This is a genomic window from Mesorhizobium sp. M1365 (assembly GCF_040317865.1).
Classification (GTDB): domain Bacteria; phylum Pseudomonadota; class Alphaproteobacteria; order Rhizobiales; family Rhizobiaceae; genus Mesorhizobium.
Genome location: NZ_JAMYLG010000007.1, coordinates 202,896 through 216,729, shown reverse-complemented (window position 1 = coordinate 216,729; position 13,834 = coordinate 202,896). Strand labels below are relative to the sequence as shown.

Annotated in this window: 13 protein-coding genes; 6 read left to right on the top strand and 7 right to left on the bottom strand. The window is 62.4% G+C overall.

The window, feature by feature from the left end:
• Positions 1-20: 20 nt before the first annotated feature.
• From NKH04_RS11815 to mntR, 3 genes are all read right to left on the bottom strand, one after another.
• A complete protein-coding gene (locus tag NKH04_RS11815) occupies positions 21-1,289 on the bottom strand; it encodes a TCR/Tet family MFS transporter (RefSeq protein ID WP_352683610.1) in 1,269 nt (422 codons plus the stop codon).
• A 150-nt stretch (positions 1,290-1,439) separates the two neighbouring features.
• On the bottom strand, positions 1,440-2,357 hold the full coding sequence (gene ypfJ, locus NKH04_RS11810) for a KPN_02809 family neutral zinc metallopeptidase (protein WP_352473939.1): 918 nt from the start codon (positions 2,355-2,357) through the stop codon (positions 1,440-1,442).
• 223 nt (positions 2,358-2,580) lie between these two features.
• The gene (gene mntR / locus NKH04_RS11805; protein ID WP_023678308.1) at positions 2,581-3,036 is read right to left on the bottom strand and encodes a manganese-binding transcriptional regulator MntR; all 456 of its coding nucleotides are present in this window, start codon (positions 3,034-3,036) and stop codon (positions 2,581-2,583) included.
• Between the two features lie 235 nt (positions 3,037-3,271).
• Between mntR and NKH04_RS11800 the strand changes: the two genes are divergently transcribed.
• Together NKH04_RS11800 and NKH04_RS11795 are read left to right on the top strand one after the other, a co-directional pair.
• Positions 3,272-4,639 carry an Nramp family divalent metal transporter gene (locus NKH04_RS11800; protein WP_352473938.1) on the top strand — a complete coding sequence of 456 codons (1,368 nt, stop codon included), beginning with the start codon at positions 3,272-3,274 and terminating at the stop codon, positions 4,637-4,639.
• Positions 4,640-4,790: 151 nt separating this feature from the next.
• Positions 4,791-5,444 carry a dihydrofolate reductase family protein gene (locus tag NKH04_RS11795; RefSeq protein ID WP_352683606.1) on the top strand — a complete coding sequence of 218 codons (654 nt, stop codon included), beginning with the start codon at positions 4,791-4,793 and terminating at the stop codon, positions 5,442-5,444.
• A 53-nt stretch (positions 5,445-5,497) separates the two neighbouring features.
• On the opposite strand, the gene NKH04_RS11790 is transcribed toward NKH04_RS11795, so the two are convergent.
• Entirely contained in the window at positions 5,498-6,367 is an 870-nt protein-coding gene (locus tag NKH04_RS11790; RefSeq protein ID WP_352683604.1) for a LysR family transcriptional regulator, read from the bottom strand.
• A 92-nt stretch (positions 6,368-6,459) separates the two neighbouring features.
• Between NKH04_RS11790 and NKH04_RS11785 the strand changes: the two genes are divergently transcribed.
• Positions 6,460-7,059 (top strand): LysE family translocator, encoded by a 600-nt coding sequence (locus tag NKH04_RS11785; protein ID WP_352683602.1) that lies wholly within the window; start codon positions 6,460-6,462, stop codon positions 7,057-7,059.
• Positions 7,060-7,077: 18 nt separating this feature from the next.
• On the opposite strand, the gene NKH04_RS11780 is transcribed toward NKH04_RS11785, so the two are convergent.
• On the bottom strand, positions 7,078-7,869 hold the full coding sequence (locus NKH04_RS11780) for an SDR family NAD(P)-dependent oxidoreductase (RefSeq protein ID WP_352683601.1): 792 nt from the start codon (positions 7,867-7,869) through the stop codon (positions 7,078-7,080).
• A gap of 194 nt (positions 7,870-8,063) precedes the next feature.
• Between NKH04_RS11780 and NKH04_RS11775 the strand changes: the two genes are divergently transcribed.
• On the top strand, positions 8,064-8,522 hold the full coding sequence (locus NKH04_RS11775) for a MarR family winged helix-turn-helix transcriptional regulator (RefSeq protein ID WP_352683599.1): 459 nt from the start codon (positions 8,064-8,066) through the stop codon (positions 8,520-8,522).
• 37 nt (positions 8,523-8,559) lie between these two features.
• Here the strand turns inward: NKH04_RS11775 and NKH04_RS11770 are convergent, their stop codons facing one another.
• The gene (locus NKH04_RS11770) at positions 8,560-9,738 is read right to left on the bottom strand and encodes an MFS transporter (protein ID WP_352922854.1); all 1,179 of its coding nucleotides are present in this window, start codon (positions 9,736-9,738) and stop codon (positions 8,560-8,562) included.
• Between the two features lie 193 nt (positions 9,739-9,931).
• Here NKH04_RS11770 and NKH04_RS11765 point away from each other — a divergent pair, with 193 nt between their 5' ends.
• On the top strand, positions 9,932-10,285 hold the full coding sequence (locus NKH04_RS11765; protein ID WP_352457526.1) for an ArsR/SmtB family transcription factor: 354 nt from the start codon (positions 9,932-9,934) through the stop codon (positions 10,283-10,285).
• Between the two features lie 94 nt (positions 10,286-10,379).
• Positions 10,380-11,126: a metallophosphoesterase family protein gene (locus NKH04_RS11760; RefSeq protein ID WP_352922857.1), complete on the top strand. Its 747-nt coding sequence runs from the start codon at positions 10,380-10,382 to the stop codon at positions 11,124-11,126.
• Positions 11,127-11,232: 106 nt separating this feature from the next.
• Here NKH04_RS11760 and NKH04_RS11755 read toward each other — a convergent pair whose 3' ends face one another.
• On the bottom strand, positions 11,233-13,674 hold the full coding sequence (locus NKH04_RS11755) for a DNA/RNA non-specific endonuclease (RefSeq protein ID WP_352969025.1): 2,442 nt from the start codon (positions 13,672-13,674) through the stop codon (positions 11,233-11,235).
• Positions 13,675-13,834 lie beyond the last annotated feature (160 nt).

Here is a 13,834-nt window from a genome sequence, read left to right as displayed (position 1 = left end):
GGCCGGGCTCCCGGCGCCGATCAAGCCCCGTCCGTCACGGCTTCCTGCGTGTGCATGCGTTTGACTTCCTTCGGCGTCGGCTTGGCCACCCTGGTGACGAAGACGACGAGCGCCAGCGTGAGGAAAATCGCGCCGAGCAGATAGGGGGCACCGCCGAAAACCACGGGCGCGTTCGGGCCCGTGAACCAGGAAAAGATCGCCGTATAAAGCAGCGGTGTGATGATCGACGTGATCGAGAAGATCGAGGTCATTGCGCCTTGGAGTTCGCCCTGGGCGGAAGGTGGCACCTTGGCGGCCGCCAGGCTTCTGAGCGGCGGGTCGGCCAACGCCTCGAGACATCCGACGACGATCACTGCATAGATCATCCAGCCTTGTGACGCGAAGGCGTAGCCGAAGGCGCTGAGTGCGGTAAATGCCAGACCGATTACCGCCGTCTTCCACTCGCCGAGCTTAGGGATCACGCGCGGCAGGACTGTCGCCATGACGATCGCCCCGCACAGGCCGAAAGCGCCGAGCGAGAAGCCGATCTGTTGTTCGCTCCAGCCATAGCGATAACTGGAGACGAACGACCAGACCGCAGGATACATCATGTGCCCCAGCGTCATCAGAAAGAAGACAAGTCCGATCCAGCCGATACCTTCGTAGTTGCGCATCTGGACGAGCGTGCCGACCGGGTTCGCGCGTTTCCACTCGAAGCGGCGACGGTGCTTGTTATCAAGTGTTTCCGGCAACAGAAACAGCGCGATCAGAAAGTTTGCGAAAGCAAGCCCGGCAGCGAAATAGAACGGCACACGCGGCCCGAACGTGCCGAGCAACCCGCCCAGAACCGGCCCGATGACGAAGCCGACGCCGAAAGCAATGCCGAGCAGCCCGAAATTCTTCGCACGATTTTCGTCGGTCGAGATATCGGCAATGAATGCCGATGTCGTGGAATAACTGGCGCCGGAAATGCCGGCCAGCACGCGGCCGATGAACAGCATCGGATAGGACCAGGCGATAGCGCAGATCAGATTGTCGATAGCGAACGTCAGCACCGAGGCAAGCAGGATAGGCCGCCGCCCGAACCGGTCGCTCAACCCGCCCATCACTGGTGCGAAAACGAACTGCATCGCCGCATAGACGAAGAACAGCCAGCCGCCCTCGATAGCCGCCTCGCTGATGCCGACGCCGGTCAATTCCCTGAGATAGGCCGGCAGCACCGGCATAATGATGCCGAAGCCAATGATGTCGAGCAGCAGGGTGGTGAAAACAAGCGCAAGGCCCCGCCTGGCGGTTTTGGGGTCTATCATGATGGTATCTCCTCGGGCCGCCCAAGCTAACGGGAACACACCTTATAGGCGAGCACATCGCTGGGAACAATGAGGGAACGGGCAGAGTGCTTTCATCCTGACATCCCCTGACTGCGATCCAGTCTCTCGGATTACGAGAAAACCGTCGGCTCAGATCGGGTTGTTGAACGTGTCGCAGTCCGAAAGCTTGCCGTTCTGGAAGCCTCGCGCCAGCCAGGTCTGCCGCTGCTGCGACGTGCCGTGGTTGAAGCTTTCCGGCACGACGTAGCCCTGCATCTTCTTCTGCAGCGTGTCGTCGCCGATCTGCTTGGCGGCGTTCAGTGCCTCCGCCATGTCGCCCTGTTCCAAGATGCCTTTCTGACCGGTGAAATGCGCCCAGATGCCGGCAAAGCAGTCGGCCTGCAACTCGACCTGCACCGACATGTGGTTGGCGTCCGCTTCGCCCATGCTCTGCCGCATCTGGTTGAATTTGGGCAGGATGCCGACGAGGTTCTGCACATGGTGGCCGACCTCATGCGCGATCACATAGGCCTGTGCGAAATCGCCCGAGGCACCGAACTGCTGATCGAGCTGCTGGAAGAAGGTGGTGTCGAGATAGACTTTGCGATCGTTGGGACAGTAGAATGGTCCGGCCGCTGACGAGGCAGAGCCGCAAGCAGAGCCGATCCGTCCGCTGAACAGGACCAGTTTTGGATCTTGATAGGTCAGGCCCTCGGACTGAAAAATACCGGTCCACGTGTCCTCGGTCTCGGCCAGCACAGTCGACACGAACTGCTTCATCTCGTCGGAGGCGGGCGCACCGGTGCCGCCGCCTTGCGCACCGCTATTGTCGGTGATCTGACCGCCGCCGGGCTGCAAGCCGCTGTTATCGAGGATCTGACTCGGGTCGAAGCCGAAATACCACCCTGCCAGGAAAATCAACCCTACGATGATAATGCCCGACATGCCGCCGCCGCCCGCGCGACCGCCGATCGGGATGCGAAACTGCCCCGGCCCGCCGCCAAGCCCGCCGCTCTGGCCGCGCTCGTCCTCGACATTGTCACTCTGACGACGGCCCTTCCAGAGCATGGCAACCCCCGTGATGCAATTTTCCGGCCGATCGGGCCGTGTCCCGGTTCGATCGGACACGACAACAATTATCTCAACGGTTACGCCAAGTCACAGTATTTTTCGTGCGAACAAGCAATGCTTGCTGACGCTTGCCTGCTCTGGCCGAGACATCGCAAGGTCTGTGCCGTTCACCCTGCTCGTGGGAAGCGAGTCGCGCGAAGAGATACGCTGGCCGTGCTTTTCAGCGGGCGGCGATTATTGCCTTGCGAAAGGCTTCGAGCGTCTCGGCGCTGACATGATGCTCGATGCCCTCGGCGTCGATGCGCGCCGTCTCGGCGCTGACCCCGAGCGAGCGCAGGAAGGCCTCGACCGTCTGGTGGCGAATGCGGCTCTCTTCCGCAACCTTGCGGCCGGCATCGGTCAGGAACACGCCGCGATAAGGCTTCCGGGAGACCAGCCCGTCGGCGCACAGCCGCGTCAGCATTTTCGCGACCGTCGGCTGAGCGACGCCGAGCCGTGCCGCGATATCGACCTGGCGCGCCTCGTTGCCATCCTCGATCAGGTCGGCGATGAGCTCGACATAATCCTCGACCAGCGCGCTGCGGCGCGCTTCACGCGTCTGCCTGAAGCCTTCCGAGTGGATTTCTGCGTCAGGCAGCGGCTTTTCGCGAGGAACCGGTCTTTTCTTCAGCGCCAATACGCGCTCCTCCCGGCAGTTTGAATCGACATTGCGGTCATAACACGGAACCCTATTGGTTCTGGCCGTTTATTTCCATTCGGTGGCCGGCGCAACCGGCGTTCACTGCCGTTCAGGCCGCACGCCAAGCGGCCACAAGAAAAAGCTCAGACAATGAAATATAGCATATTGCATAATGTTCAGCCGTGGCATAGATAAGGAGACAACATCGATCGTTCCAGTGGAAAGCCATTTCATGTCGGAAGCCGAAGCCACCTCAGCCCCCCGGTCCATGTGGCGATTTGCCCGCCCGGAGGACGACGAGCAGCCCAGCCTTCGCGAAGTCAACGCAACGATCGCGGTGCCGCACTCGGGGATCTGGCTTCGCCGGCTGTTCGCCTTCATGGGGCCGGGCTACATGGTTTCGGTCGGCTATATGGATCCGGGCAATTGGGCGACCGACCTCGCCGGCGGGGCCCAATTCGGCTACACGCTGCTTTTCATCATCATGTTGTCGAACCTGATGGCGATCCTGCTGCAGGCACTCGCCGCCCGGCTCGGCATCGCCACCGGCCGCGACCTTGCGCAGGCGTGCCGCGCCTATTATCCGCGACCAGTCAATTTCATGCTTTGGGTCGCTTGCGAACTGGCCATCATCGCCTGCGACCTGGCCGAGGTCATTGGCACGGCGATCGCCTTGCAACTGCTGTTCGGCATTCCGCTGATAGGCGGCGCCATCATCACCGCGCTTGATGCCTTCCTGCTGCTGCTGCTGATGAACAAGGGCTTCCGTTTCCTCGAGGCCTTCATCATAGCGCTTTTGATTATCATCTTCGGCTGCTTCGCCATCCAGATCTTTGCCGCCGCCCCGCCGGTCGGCTCCATCCTGCATGCGATGTTCGTGCCGTCGTCCGAGATCGTCACCAATCCGGCCATGCTCTACATCGCCATCGGCATCATCGGCGCCACGGTGATGCCGCACAATCTCTATCTGCATTCCTCGATCGTGCAGACCCGCGCCTATGAGCGCACCGATCGCGGCAAGCGCGACGCCATCAAATGGGCGACGACCGACTCGACCATCGCGCTGATACTGGCGTTGTTCGTCAATGCTTCCATCCTGATCGTGTCGGCGGTGGCGTTCCACGGCACCGGTCATCATGACGTTGCCGAGATCGGCCAGGCCTTCGAGCTTCTGTCGCCGCTGCTTGGCCTCGGCATCGCTTCCATCCTGTTTGCCGTAGCGCTGCTCGCCTCCGGCCTGAACTCGACGGTGACGGCGACGCTCGCCGGCCAGATCGTGATGGAAGGGTTCTTGCGGCTGCGCATCCCGCAATGGGCGCGCCGCCTGCTGACGCGCGGCATCGCCATCATTCCGGTGGTGGTGGTCACCGCGCTCTATGGCGAGAAGGGAACCGGTCAGTTGCTGGTCTTCAGCCAGGTAATCCTGTCGATGCAGCTCCCCTTCGCTGTCGTACCGCTGGTGCAGTTCGTCTCGGACAAGCGCAAGATGGGCAATTTTGCCATTTCCCGCGCCGTCGCCGTGCTGGCCTGGGTGGTTGCCGCGCTCATCCTGGTGCTCAACTTCAAGCTGCTCTACGATACGGTCGTTGGCTTGGGCTGAGCGTTCTCGGCTCCAAGCTGAGACGATAAGGTCGGCAGTCACCTGCCCCCGGTCCTAGAAATTTGCCGGCCGCTGTCGGACAAATGTCCGTTCGCCCGTCCTTGGCTCGAACTCCGGCCATGACGGCACGGATCAGGGAAAGGGAGCTCCAATGAGGAAGATCATCGCCGCAACATTCGTCAGCCTCGACGGCGTCATGCAGGCGCCTGGCGGCCCGCAAGAGGACCCTGTCGGCGGCTTCAAATTCGGCGGCTGGACGTTTCATTACTGGGACGATGTGATGGGCGCCGCGATGGGCGAGACGTTTTCAAAACCGTTCGCGCTGCTTCTCGGCCGCAAGACTTACGACATCTTTGCCGCCCACTGGCCTTATCAGAAAAATGATCCGATCGCCGACAGCTTCAACGCCGTCACCAAATATGTGGCGACGCACAGGCCGGATTCGCTGTCCTGGCAAAACAGCCAGCCGCTCGGCAGCGATGTCGTGGCGACGTTGCGCCGGATGAAGCAGGAGGACGGCCCCGACCTGCTCATTCAGGGATCGAGCGAGCTGATCCAGACCTTGCTCGCCAATGACCTGATCGACGAGATCAGCCTGCTGATTTTCCCGCTGGTGCTGGGCAAGGGCAAAAAACTGTTCGGCAGCGGCACAATACCCGCCGCCTTCAAGCTGACCCGTTCGCAGGCATCGACCACCGGTGTCATCATGGCGAGCTATGAACGCTCCGGCGAGATCAAGACCGGGTCATTTGCCACGGAGCAGCCGTCCGAAGCCGAGATCGAGCGGCGCAAGAACTGGAAGTAGATGCCGCAGGGCGATCAAGGACGGCTGAACACTGGCCGTCCTTTTTGCTGTTTTTAAGCCGCCTCTCGTCGCCCTGCCAACCCATCGCGGAGGTGGCCCGCGAATGCCAGTGCAGCCGGCGCGACGTCGTGCTTCGGCAAATGCAGATTGATCGAAAAATTCGGCAATGACGGCAGCTCCGGATCGTTGGCCAAAATGTCGAGGTCGACAGGCACGGTCGACGCCAACCAGGTGGTGACGGCCAAGTCCGAACGCACTGTCGCCGTCGTCGCGTCAATGCTGCCGTTTTCGAATACGGTGCGCCATTCCAGCCCATGCTCGTTAAGCGCCTCCAGCACCACCGGGCGGAACGCACAGGTCTCGGCGACCATCGAAACCGGCAAGGGCCGCTTGCCGCGGGCGGCGCCGCCTTTGGCGCCGACCCAGACCAGCCGGTCGACAACAAGGCATTCGCCGGCCGACCGACCGATCGGCTCCTCGATCACCGCGAGCTCGATCGTGCCGGCTGCCAAGGCTGCGGCCAACTCTGGCGACGAAGCACAGACAAGCGAGATCTCGACCTGCGGATAGGCTTCGGCATAGGCCTTCAGCACCGGCGCAAGCAAGGTGCCGACAAGGTCGTACGGCACGCCAAGCCGCACCTGACCGGCAACTGCATCGCCCGCCATCTCCGCCAGGATCTCGTCATTGAGGGAAAGCAGGCGCTTGCCCTTGCCGAATAATCGCTCGCCGGAGCGGGTCAGCCGCAATCCACGCCGGTCGCGCTCGAACAGGCTGCAGCCGAGAACCTCTTCCAAACGCTTGATCTGCTGGCTGACGGCACCTTGCGTCAGATGCAACGCATTGGCTGCTGCCGTCATGCTGGCCTTATCGGCAACGGTGACGAAGGTTCGGATCAGGGCAGTATCGAGATTGCGGAGCATCTGGCCATTATATTTGCTAATACAAACCATAGCAAACATTGCATTTACTGATGAGCCAAACAGCCTACCGTGCAGGCTCCAAAGGAAGCAGCATGTTTGAACCCGTCCTTCCCCTCGTCCTGTTCGCGCTGGTCTCAACCTCAACGCCCGGCATGGCCACGACCTTATCGACGGCGTCCGGTGCGCAGTTCGGCTTTCGCCGCTCTATCCCGCTGATGGCCGGGAGTGCGGCCGGCCTGGCCACGGTGGCTGCGGCAGGTGCTGCCGGGCTTGCCGGTCTGCTGGCCGCCGCCCCTTCGCTTCAACTGGCAATGAAAATGGCCGGTACCCTCTATCTGACGTGGCTTGCCCTCAAGATCGGCCGCAGCGGTCCGCCCAATCTGGACGTGGCCATGGCAAAGCCGAACAGCTTTTTGGGCGGCGCCGGCCTGCAATGGATGAACCCAAAGGGCTGGGCCATGGGGTTGGGAGCGGCGGCATCCTTTGCCGCGCTCGCCAACGGGCCGCTGCAGCTCGCCGTGCTGCTCGGCACGGTCTTCGGTCTTGCAGCGGCCCTATCGCTGGCGGCGTGGTGCGTGGCGGGCACGCTGCTCGCCCGGTTGCTGCGAACCGAGCGGCAGTGGCGCATGCTCAACGCCGTGCTTGGCCTGCTGCTGGCCGCCTCGATCATTCCGATGTGGCGGACAGCGTAAAGTTAGTCTTTAGCTATGTCAGGCAGCGTAACGCGCCGCCGGCTTGCCGGCCAGAAGGCTGCCGAAGAAGCCTTGCCTCGCACCAAGATAGGTTTCCAATCCAGCCGGATCGGAGAGCCCGGGCGCGGTGACGGTTTCGCCCTTGGCCAGGCCGGCAAGCGCCGCATCGACCAGATCGTCGGCCGTCATGACGATCTCTTGCGGCACGTTGGCAATATCGCTTCCGGCGACTTCCCAGAACTCGGTCCGGGTGGCTCCCGGCAGCACGACCTGTACAGCTACCTTGCTATCGGCGACTTCCCGCTGCAAGGCTTCGGTGAAGTTGACGACGTAGGCTTTGGTGCCGCTGTAGATGCCGCCGAACGAGGTATCGAAGGCCAGCACCGATGCGATGTTGACGATGGCGCCGCGGTTGCGGGACAGCAGCCCCGGCAGCACCGCGCGCGTCAGGCGAGTCAGCGCCACGACATTGACCTTGATCATGCGCTCGGCGACATCGGCATCGGCCGTTGCCACCATCTGCGCGCCGCCAAGGCCGGCATTGTTGACCAGCAGCGTCACGCTGTCGTCGCTTGATATCGCCTGCTCGACCCGCCGCAGATCGCCGTCTTCGGCCAGGTCGGCGCTGATGATGCTGACTTTGATACCATACGCGTAGCGGAGCCTCTCCGCCAATTCCTTCAGCCGGTCGGCGCGCCGTGCCACCAACACCAGATCGTAACCTTGGCCGGCGAGCCGGTCGGCATAGACCGCGCCGATGCCGGAGGAGGCGCCGGTGACGACCGCCGTGCCTTTGTCCTGATTGCTCATTGTCTTGTTCCTTCTGGTTCCAACGCCAGAGCCGCAGGGCAACACCCTTGCTTCGACTGGCAGATCATCAATTAATGGTATATGCCACTGTTTTAAAATAGGCATATACCATCATCTTGTCAATCGGCGGGGCAAGGACTATTTCTGGTTCGCATCGAGGGGTTCCTTCCGGTCCCCTCATCGGAAATCCGCCAATGTCCCAAACCACCCTGCCCGGCCTGGCGCTTTGCAACAACGCCGTGTTGCGCCGTGCGACCCGAAAACTCGGCCAGTTCTATGATGATGTGCTCGCGCCCTCGGGCCTGAAGGCCACGCAGCAGGGCCTGCTATACCAGATCCACATCGGCGACGAACCGACGATGGGTGCCATTGCCGCTGCCCTCGTCATGGACCTGTCGGCCCTCGGTCATACTCTGAAGCCACTGATCCGGGACGGCTATATCGAGACCTTCGCCGACCCTGTCGACCGCCGCATCAGGCGCGTCAGGCTGACATCGCAGGGCCGGATCAAGCTCGAAGAAGCCCTGAAGCTGTGGCAAGTCGCTCAGCAGCGCTTCGAGGAGATGTTTGGAAAGGAGCAGGCGGCAAGCCTGCGAGCGGCGCTGGACGAAATCGCCGCGCTCGATTTTGACGTACCGCCGGCCGCGAGTTGAATTATCGGCGGCCGGCAGCCAAGCTCCACTGACAGCCTCATTCGGCCGGCATCGCTACCGGACGCGCCGCCAGATGGCCCGCCAGTACTACGCCCAGACCGATGATCGGGAACGCCGCCGCGACCACGCCGAGGTCGGCCGGTGCGCCATAGCGCAGCACAGCGGCGCCGACCACGGCACCCAGTGCCACGCCGAGATAGAGCGCCGAAGCGTTCAGCGATAGCACGATGGGCGCGGCATCGGGCGCCAGCTTGATGATACGGCTGGCCTGCGCCGGCGGGAACGCCCAGCCGACGATGCCCCACGGCACCATCATGGCCATGAGCGCCGGCCCGGCGATCTCGCGCGGCAGGAACATCGGGATCAGCGAAAACGTGACCAGCATGGCGGCACTCAGCGCCAGCGACCAGCAGACGGTGCGCGTCGCGCCGAAACGGTCGGCGGCCTGCCCGCCGCCGATATTGCCGATGACCGCGCCAACGCCGAAAGCGAGCAGCATTCCGGGAAGCGCGATCGGGTTCAGTCCGCCGCCTTCGATCGCGAGCGGCGCGACAAAGGCAAAGACGGTGAAGGCGCCGATCAGGGCCAGGATGGTCGTCACCAGGATAGGCATGACGCCGGGGCGAAGTGCCGCTGCCAGCCGCATCCGGAGCGGCAGCCTGGTGCCGACGATGCCGCGCGGCAGCCGGTACCACAGGATCGCGCCGGCGAGCGCACCAAGGCCGGCAATGGCAAAGAAGGTGCCGCGCCAGCCGGCAACCGTCGCAACGAGCGCGCCGAGCGGTGCTCCGACCGCGACCGCAACCGTAGTGCCGCCGACGACCACGGCAATGGCGCGGGCGCGATGATGATCGTCGACAAGCGCAACGGCCGTTCCCTGTGCGGTCGCCGCGAACAAGCCTGACGACAGCGCCATGACGATGCGCGCGATCAACAGCAATTCGAAGGAGGAGCTTAGCGCCGCGGCGACGTTGCCCAACACGAAGAACACCAGCGTCCACAGGATGACGCGGCGCCGGTCCCATTCGCCGGTCAGCGTTGCCAGGATCGGCGTGCCGATCGCATAGGCGAGCGCAAACGCGGTGATCAGCGTGCCGGCGAGCGGAATGGAGATGGCGGCATCCTTTGCAATATCGGGCAAAAGGCTGGAGATGACGAAACCTTCGGTCGAAATCGTGAACGATCCGAGCGCAAGCCAGATGAGGCGCTTATCCATGGCAATTTCCTTAGTTCAAAGGTTATTGAACAATTGGACATAACAGGGCATGATGTCAATAAAGCCACTGCAAAATAGCCGAACCATCCTGACAGCCCGGTGTCAGGACGGGGCGACGGGACGAAACTCTGTGTCCATTGGCCACGAGAGGAGATGCGTTGAAATCGGCTCCGAATGTGCTTAATTCCTGGGCATGACCTTGCCCCATCCCACCGCCGACCAGATCAGCCTGCCGAACGTGCTTGCCGTGCTCGGCGACCCGACGCGGCTGGCCATCGTGCGCTATCTCGCCAGCAAAGAGGGCGTGCCGCTGAATTGCAGCCGGTTCCTCGATCTCTGCTCGAAGACCAATCTGAGCTACCATCTGGCCAAGCTGCGTGAGGCCGGCGTCACCCGCACCGAGGCGGTTGGAACCAGCCGGCTGATCACGCTGCGCCGTGACGATCTCGACCGCCGCTTCCCGGGCCTGCTCGACAGTGTTATTGCCGCGGCCGGCGACGCATCGTTGCCGGCGGTCGGCGGCCACGAGATCGAAGTCCGCGCCTGAACGACCCGAAGCTGGGTTCCGCTCTCGCCCGCCTCGCGAGGCGGGCAAAGTAGTTTCACCTGCCCTCCAGCCATTCCAATTAACGGAGCCTGCCATGCGCATTGCCGTCCTCGCCGACATCCACGGCAATGTCCTGGCGCTCGACGCCGTGCTCGATGATCTGCGGCAGCGCGGCGGCGCCGACCTCATCGTCAATCTCGGCGATTGCGTTTCCGGCCCGCTCTGGCCGCGCGAGACCATGGAGCGGCTCGAGACGCTCGACCTGCCGACGGTGCGCGGCAATCACGACCGCCGCGTTGCCCGCGACACCGCCGACGAGACCATGTGGCCGTCCGACCGCTACGCGCAGGAACGGCTGACCGCGGGCCAACGCGAGGCGCTATTTGCGCTGCCCCTCACGCTGGAAGTCGCGCCCGGCATACTCGCCTTCCATGCCCGGCCCGACCACGACGAAAAATACCTGACTGACGCGATCGTCGACGGCCGGCTGGTGCGCGCGCCGCTGGTCGCAATCCAGCGGCGCCTCGGCGCGATCGATCCCGCCTGCCGCATCATGCTTTGCGGCCACAGCCATCGCAGCGAGCTGGTCCGCATTCCCGGCGGTCCGGTCATCTTCAACCCGGGCAGCATCGGCTGCCCCGCCTATGACGATTCAACCCCGCCGGCGCATGTCTCCGAACAGGGTTCGCCGCACGCCCGCTACGGCATCGTCGACTTGCATCCCGATCGTTTCGAATCCATCGCCGTCGACTATGACCATGAGGCGGCGGCGTATCAGGCCGAGCACGCGGGACGGCCCGAATGGGCTCACGCGCTGCGCACCGGCTTCATGCCGGGCTGAGCTTGCTCATCCCGGGCTGAGCTTGCTCATCCCAGGCTGAGCTTGCTCATGCCTAGCTGAACGGATGACCGCCTTCGAGCGGCAGAAGTCGCGACCGGTCCAAGCTTCAGTCGTCAGACGCCGATCGCTTCGATCGCTTGGCAGGAAGTCGGGCGCTGGCCGCCGAAGTCTTGGGCGCCGAAGTCTTGGCCGCCAAAGTCTTGGACGTCGAAGTCTTGGTCGCCGAAGCCTTTGGCCGTGACGTCTTGGGCGCCAGTTGCGTTGGGTTGAACGTCTGTGCTGGGGCGGATTCGGAACCGGCCCGAATGTCGGCGTCGCGCACCTGCTGGCCAAAGTTCAGGCCGGTCAGCTCTTCAATCTCGGCCACCGTCGAAAGGAACTCCGATACCCTGGCAATTTCAAGCGGGTCATCGAATGCCTCGGCACGCTCGCCGAACGCTTCGGGCATCACTTCCAAAACCGGCTTCTGGTCCGCCAGCAGCGCGATGGCGCGCAGGCCAGCTTGATCGGACCACAGCGCGATCTTCCAGAACTTCAGCGGAACATGGCTGTCGAAGCGGTAGGGAGGATCGTCCTCGCCGAACACTGGCCCGGCAAACACCGTGACACGGCCTCGCGTCGTATAGGCGTTGCGCAGCACATAGGTTTCTACCGCGCGCCATCTCAACTTCCCTTTGGAGCCGGGATGGTTAAGCGAGCTTCCTTGATTGAAGAAGCCGACTTGCGGCGCAGCATTGGTATAAAAGAACGTGTCGCGTTCTGCCGCGACCGCCTCCTGATCGACGCCCCATGCGGGGTCGCCGCGAAGTGTAATATGGCCCTTCTGGAACATTCGAGCGATTCGTTCCTTGGATTTTGCGACGGGAAATCCAGGCACATTCTGGCTCGAATAGAATTCCTGGGTCATCTGCTCGCCAAGATCGATGCGCCGATCCGGCCGGAAAGCATCGCTGGCTTCCGAACCGGAAATCGACTCCACCCCCAATTCGAGAAGCGACGGGTTTTCGATGACCGTCTTGTCCTCACGATTGACCGCCTTGGTGCGGGATCCATCGATATTGCAGGCGGTAACGAAGGCAAGCCTGCGATCGGCGTTCATCAAGATCGAAAAATGATGGTAGCGCAATTCGTGTGGGTCCTCTCCCGGTTTGGCAAGAAGGTTTTTGGCCAACCGGTAGGGTGAATTGGCAACCGTCGGCATTGCCAGGACAAAGCCCGGTATGAAGCCGGGCTCATACCCTCCACGATCGTCGAAATCCTCTGTTTTCCAACCCGCGGCCTCGGCGATGGCCACCTTCCCGGGTTCGCTTGCCGGGCCTTTGCCGTCGTTTCGTCTCGCATCGCCTCCGTCGCGGTCGATCAGCGGCGCCCGGACATTTATCTCGACGGGAAAAGTCCAGGTGACCGAGCCATCGGCATTGTGTCTCGTCGCCGGCGGATTGCGATCCGGTTCCGGCCGCTGCACCGGCTTGTCCGGCACATCTTCGCGAATATCGGCGTTCAGCCGAACTGTCTCGTCCATCATGCGCGGCATGCCGGCCCAAATCGCCAGAGCTTGCGAAACCGCCGATGCCGAGGAGCCCGGCAGCTTGGACTTTCTAGCACCCAGATGGTCAACGATGGCGCTGATCCGTATGCCTTCGTTGATCTCGCGCGCGAGCGCATAGCCACCTATGCCCGTCACCTCGTGGAACGGGCCGGCCCAATGGTGCAGGGCGATAGGTTCCCATTCATTGTTGAAGACCGGGGAGCCGGAAGAACCCTGTTCGGTGTCGGCGACATAGTGCAGCACTTGTACCGTTTCGTCGCGGGCCACCAGCCGGTTTTCACGCAACACCAGTTCCTTGAAGCGGCCATCGGGATGCTGAACGATGTTGGCGATTTCGCCGAGCATATGCTTGTCGCGCGCATCCGACAGCGAGATAAAACCGAACTCCCCCAGTTCCTTTGGACCGGAACGCCGCTCGCCGACTCCGATCAGCGTATAGTCCAGACCCTCTATGCTATCGGTCACGAAACAGGATTCAGGATCGAACAGGAACGTCGTCGGCGTACGCACGGCATTCGCACCGTCCTGCTCATAATCGAACTGGACCTGGAAGCGCCGGGAATCCGCCGGCGACGAAATCACATGGTTGTTTGTGAGGAACAGCCTTGGCCCGACCAGAAAACCCGATCCTTGTGGATTGCCGTTGAGAAAGGCAACGCGGCCAACCGCATCGGCAGCACGGCGCCCACGCTCGAGGAATGCGACCCCGATGAAATCGAGCGTTGGGCCGAGAATTGCCTCCGGCCCTGGCTGCTTGGCGGCGGCCTTTCTTTCCCCGGCAGACCTCATGTCGATCGCTGCCGATATCATCTCCGCTTCGGTGCGGCTGAGCGACGCCTTTACCTGCAACCTGTCGAGGCGCCTGGAGAGGGTCTGTTCGGCGGCCAGCGGATTGCCGTTGGCGATGTGGCCAAGTGAAGCCTCAATCTCGGCGCGCGTTTTCTTGATACGCTGGCGAACTATGTTTTCCACCTGCGCAAATATTTCAAGGTCGACCATATTGCCCTCCTCAACCTTACTTGAGAGAGTGCATATTTACATGAAATGTGCAATATTTTGCCGGCTGTTAGTTCACGGAAGTGGCCTGGTCGCGATTCAACACGCGGCACCTTTTCGGGCTTACACAGCGCCGTCTCGTCGCCTATAAAAACCGGCTGGC

Bases quoted from the DNA above. Each gene is read 5' to 3' on its own strand.
- NKH04_RS11795 (WP_352683606.1), top strand. From the start codon at position 4,791: ATGAGGAAGATCATCGCCGCAACATTCGTCAGCCTCGACGGCGTCATG.
- NKH04_RS11760 (WP_352922857.1), top strand. From the start codon at position 10,380: ATGCGCATTGCCGTCCTCGCCGACATCCACGGCAATGTCCTGGCGCTC.
- NKH04_RS11800 (WP_352473938.1), top strand. From the start codon at position 3,272: ATGTCGGAAGCCGAAGCCACCTCAGCCCCCCGGTCCATGTGGCGATTT.
- NKH04_RS11775 (WP_352683599.1), top strand. From the start codon at position 8,064: ATGTCCCAAACCACCCTGCCCGGCCTGGCGCTTTGCAACAACGCCGTG.
- NKH04_RS11785 (WP_352683602.1), top strand. From the start codon at position 6,460: ATGTTTGAACCCGTCCTTCCCCTCGTCCTGTTCGCGCTGGTCTCAACC.
- ypfJ (WP_352473939.1), bottom strand. From the start codon at position 2,357: ATGCTCTGGAAGGGCCGTCGTCAGAGTGACAATGTCGAGGACGAGCGC.
- NKH04_RS11770 (WP_352922854.1), bottom strand. From the start codon at position 9,738: ATGGATAAGCGCCTCATCTGGCTTGCGCTCGGATCGTTCACGATTTCG.
- NKH04_RS11755 (WP_352969025.1), bottom strand. From the start codon at position 13,674: ATGGTCGACCTTGAAATATTTGCGCAGGTGGAAAACATAGTTCGCCAG.
- NKH04_RS11780 (WP_352683601.1), bottom strand. From the start codon at position 7,869: ATGAGCAATCAGGACAAAGGCACGGCGGTCGTCACCGGCGCCTCCTCC.
- NKH04_RS11790 (WP_352683604.1), bottom strand. From the start codon at position 6,367: ATGCTCCGCAATCTCGATACTGCCCTGATCCGAACCTTCGTCACCGTT.
- NKH04_RS11765 (WP_352457526.1), top strand. From the start codon at position 9,932: ATGACCTTGCCCCATCCCACCGCCGACCAGATCAGCCTGCCGAACGTG.
- NKH04_RS11815 (WP_352683610.1), bottom strand. From the start codon at position 1,289: ATGATAGACCCCAAAACCGCCAGGCGGGGCCTTGCGCTTGTTTTCACC.